General features: G+C 75.4%; 1 protein-coding gene and 1 pseudogene. One reads left to right on the top strand and one right to left on the bottom strand.

The genetic code is table 11. The annotated features are described in order from the left end of the window. The first annotated feature begins 274 nt into the window (after positions 1-274). Positions 275-2734: a M14 family zinc carboxypeptidase gene (locus AB0G02_RS32670; protein ID WP_360801928.1), complete on the top strand. Its 2460-nt coding sequence runs from the start codon at positions 275-277 to the stop codon at positions 2732-2734. 104 nt (positions 2735-2838) lie between these two features. Here AB0G02_RS32670 and AB0G02_RS32665 read toward each other — a convergent pair. Next, positions 2839-3238, bottom strand: a pseudogene (locus AB0G02_RS32665) (hypothetical protein); the annotation flags it as partial.

Below are 3238 nucleotides of genomic sequence, written 5' to 3'. Positions count from 1 at the left end.
CGCGCACGGTGATCGCCGCGTCGAGCCGGGTGGGCGACGAGCCGGCGGCGGCCGCGATGGCCGACTTCCACCGCATGCTCGCCGGCGGCGCGTCACCGGCGGTGGCGCTGGCCGAGGCGGTCGCCGCGGACCCGCTGCGTCGCCCGTTCGTGTGCCTCGGCTCGGGGTGACCCGGCTGACCAGCCATTCGACCGGTTGACCGGGCTCGCCCGCACCCGCTAGTCAGGGTGGAGGAGTTCTTCGGCGATCACCCCCAGGGGGTCCGGTGCGCTCGATGTTGCTCACGGTGTTGCTGCTGGCCACGATGACCACCTCCGCGACCGCCACCCCCACGACCGACCGGGCGCACGAACCGGGCAACGGACCCGAGCGCAACCAGGTCGCCGCCGCCGACCTCCCTCCGCACGCCACCGCGCGCGGCGACAACCGGCCCGACGCCAACCCCGGCTACCCGCGCCGCACGCGGCTGCGCGTCTACCCCGAGGACCGGACCGACCGGGCCGTCAAGCTCGGCCTCGTGCCCTACCACTCGCTCGCGCCGCGCCTCAACGACCTGCAGAGCCGGAGCGACCGGGTGTCCGTCGAGGTCGTCGGGCACTCGGCGGTGGGCCGGGACCTGTACCTGGTCACGCTCACCGCGCCGGAGAGCCCCGCCGAGACCCGGCGGCAGGAGGCGTGGCGCGACGAGATCGAGAACGCTCCCGAGTCCGCCGCCGGCGACGTGCTCCTCCGCGCCGCCTACAAGGCGCCGGTGTGGGTCAACGCCAACATCCACGGCGACGAGTGGGAGGGCACCGACGGCGCTCTGCGCGTGCTGGAGGACCTCGCGTTCGCGTCCGACCCGTGGACGGGGGCGTTCCTGCGCCGCCACCGGCTGTACGTGAACCTGACCGCGAACCCGGACGGCCGGGTCGCCGGGACGCGCGTCAACGCCCGCGGTTTCGACCTCAACCGCGACTTCGTCACGTCCTCGCAGCCGGAGTCGCAGGCCATGCGGGACGTGGTCAAGCGCATCCAGCCGCTGCTCGTGCTGGACGAGCACGGGTACGTGGCCAACACGCTGATCGAGCCCACCACGCCCCCGCACGGCCAGAACTACGACTTCGACCTCTACGTCGAGCACGGCTACGCGGGCGGGCTGCGCATGGAGGACGCCGTGCGCCGCCTCGGCCACCCGGAGGCGGCCACGCCGGAGATCCCGTTCCGCGACTACGAGCCGGGCGTGTGGGACGGCTGGGCGCCGATCTACACCGCCCAGTACTCGATGTACCACGGCGCGGTGGCGTACACGGTCGAGCTCCCGCTGCGGGTGAACCGGGGCGACTACGACACCCAGCCGGTCGCGGAGCTGCGGCGGCGTTCGGCGGTCAACACCGACGTGGTCGAGGCGACGATCCGCAGCGCGCTCGCGTACGTGAAGGACAACCGGCGCCCGATGGTGGACAACCAGATCGAGATGTTCCGCCGGGGCCTGGCGGGGGAGCCGCAGCGGGTCGTGCCGGACGGTTTCGTGCCGGGCTTCGGCCCCGAGGACCGCTACACCACGGAGTTCCCGCGCGCCTACGTCATACCGGTGGGTGACGGGCAGCGCTCGGGGCAGGCCGCCGCGCGGCTGGTCGACCACCTGGTGGCGCACGACGTGCGGGTGAAGCGGGCCGACCGGGCGTTCACGGCGGGCGACCGCTCGTACCCGGCCGGGTCGTACGTGGTGGACCTGCACCAGCCGAAGCGGGCGCTGGCCAACGTGATGCTGGAGGTGGGGCGGGACCTCTCCGACGCCGTGCCGGTCATGTACGACATCAGCGGGTGGAGCCACCGGCTGCTGTGGGGCGCTTCGGTGGACGTCGTGCGTGACGGGCCGCTGGACGTGCGCGGGCGGGCCGTGGTGGCGGCGTCGCCGACCGGGTCGGTGCCGGACAGCGGCGGTGACCTGGCGCTGGTGCCGGCCGACGGCAAGGACGCGGCGGCGGTGAACGACCTGCTGGAACGCGGGCTGGAGCTGCGTCGGCAGGACGACGGCACGATCGTGGTGCCGGCGTCGGCGCGGCGGGCGGCCGAGGAGGTGGCGGACCGGTACGGGGTGCGGTTCACGCCGGCCGGACCGGGCGGTGCGCCGCTGCGGCGGGTGGTGGTGGCGGGCGCGGTGGCGGCGGACGAGCTGAAGGCGCTGCGGGACATGGGCTTCGACGTGCGGCCGGTGTCGACGGAGGTGCTGGACGCCGGGTTCGACCTGGCCGGCGTGGACGTGCTGGTCGTGTCGTCGGGGTTGCGGTACGACCGGCTCGGCGCATCGGCCAGGGCGGCGGTCGACGGGTTCCTGGCGCACGGCGGCGTGGTGGCGCGCGGTGCCACGGGCGCCCGGTTCAACGCCGACGCCGGGGTGCTGCCGGTGCGGGCGGTCGCGGGCCGGGAGGACGCGAACGGGGTCGTGTCGGTGGTGGACGACGCCGGCGCGGTCAGTCACTCGTTCGTGTACGCGCCGCACTGGTTCACCGACCTCGGCGCGGGGGTCGTGGCGCGGCAGCGGTACCAGGGCCTGGTCGCCGGCCACTGGGCCGCGCGCCCCGACGGGACGGGCGGGCGGCAGGAGGCGACGGGGCAGGCCGCGGTGGTGGCCGGCACGTCGCCGCGCGGGGCGAGGGCGGTGCTGTTCGGCACCGAACCCCTGTTCCGCGACCACCCCAAGGGCCTGTACTGGCAGGTGGCGGACGCGATCTACCGCACCGCGGGCTGAGAACCAGGGGGCACTCGCGGTGGGCGTGCAGCATGCGCCCGCACCGTGTGCTGCCGGTCGACGCCGAGCGCCCCGGCCGCCGCGGTGCACCCGGCCGCCGCGCGTCATCCCCGCGCGGCGCTCCGCGCGGTCGACAGCCGGTTCGGCGGGGTGGCCACCAGCACCCACCCCGCCAGCCCGACGAGGAACACGACCAACCCGAGCGGGTCGACGACCGGCGTGTGCTCCAGCCACGCGGGCGCGGACAGCGGCGGGAGGTCGAGGGAGCGCAGGTAGGCCAGGCGGCGGTTCGCCACCAGCACCGCCAGGGCCATCCAGGCGATGCCGATCCCCACCGCGACCCGGGCGCTCCGGGTCCGGAACGCGGCGTCCACCGGCGGGTCGGCCACCGACCCGCGTCGCACCGCGAGCCGCACCACGCCGAGGACGGCGACCAGGACGACCGCCGCGCCGACGAGCGCGACCAGGCTCACCGGCCGGCCCGCCTCCGCGTAGTGCTCCACC

Source organism: Actinosynnema sp. NPDC023658 (assembly GCF_040639995.1).
GTDB lineage: Bacteria > Actinomycetota > Actinomycetes > Mycobacteriales > Pseudonocardiaceae > Actinosynnema.
The sequence above is the reverse complement of the archived record's forward strand: the minus strand, read 5'-3'. Positions and strand labels throughout refer to the sequence as shown.

Coding starts and splice junctions, on each gene's coding strand:
- AB0G02_RS32670 (WP_360801928.1), top strand. CDS start 275: ATGTTGCTCACGGTGTTGCTGCTGGCCACGATGACCACCTCCGCGACC.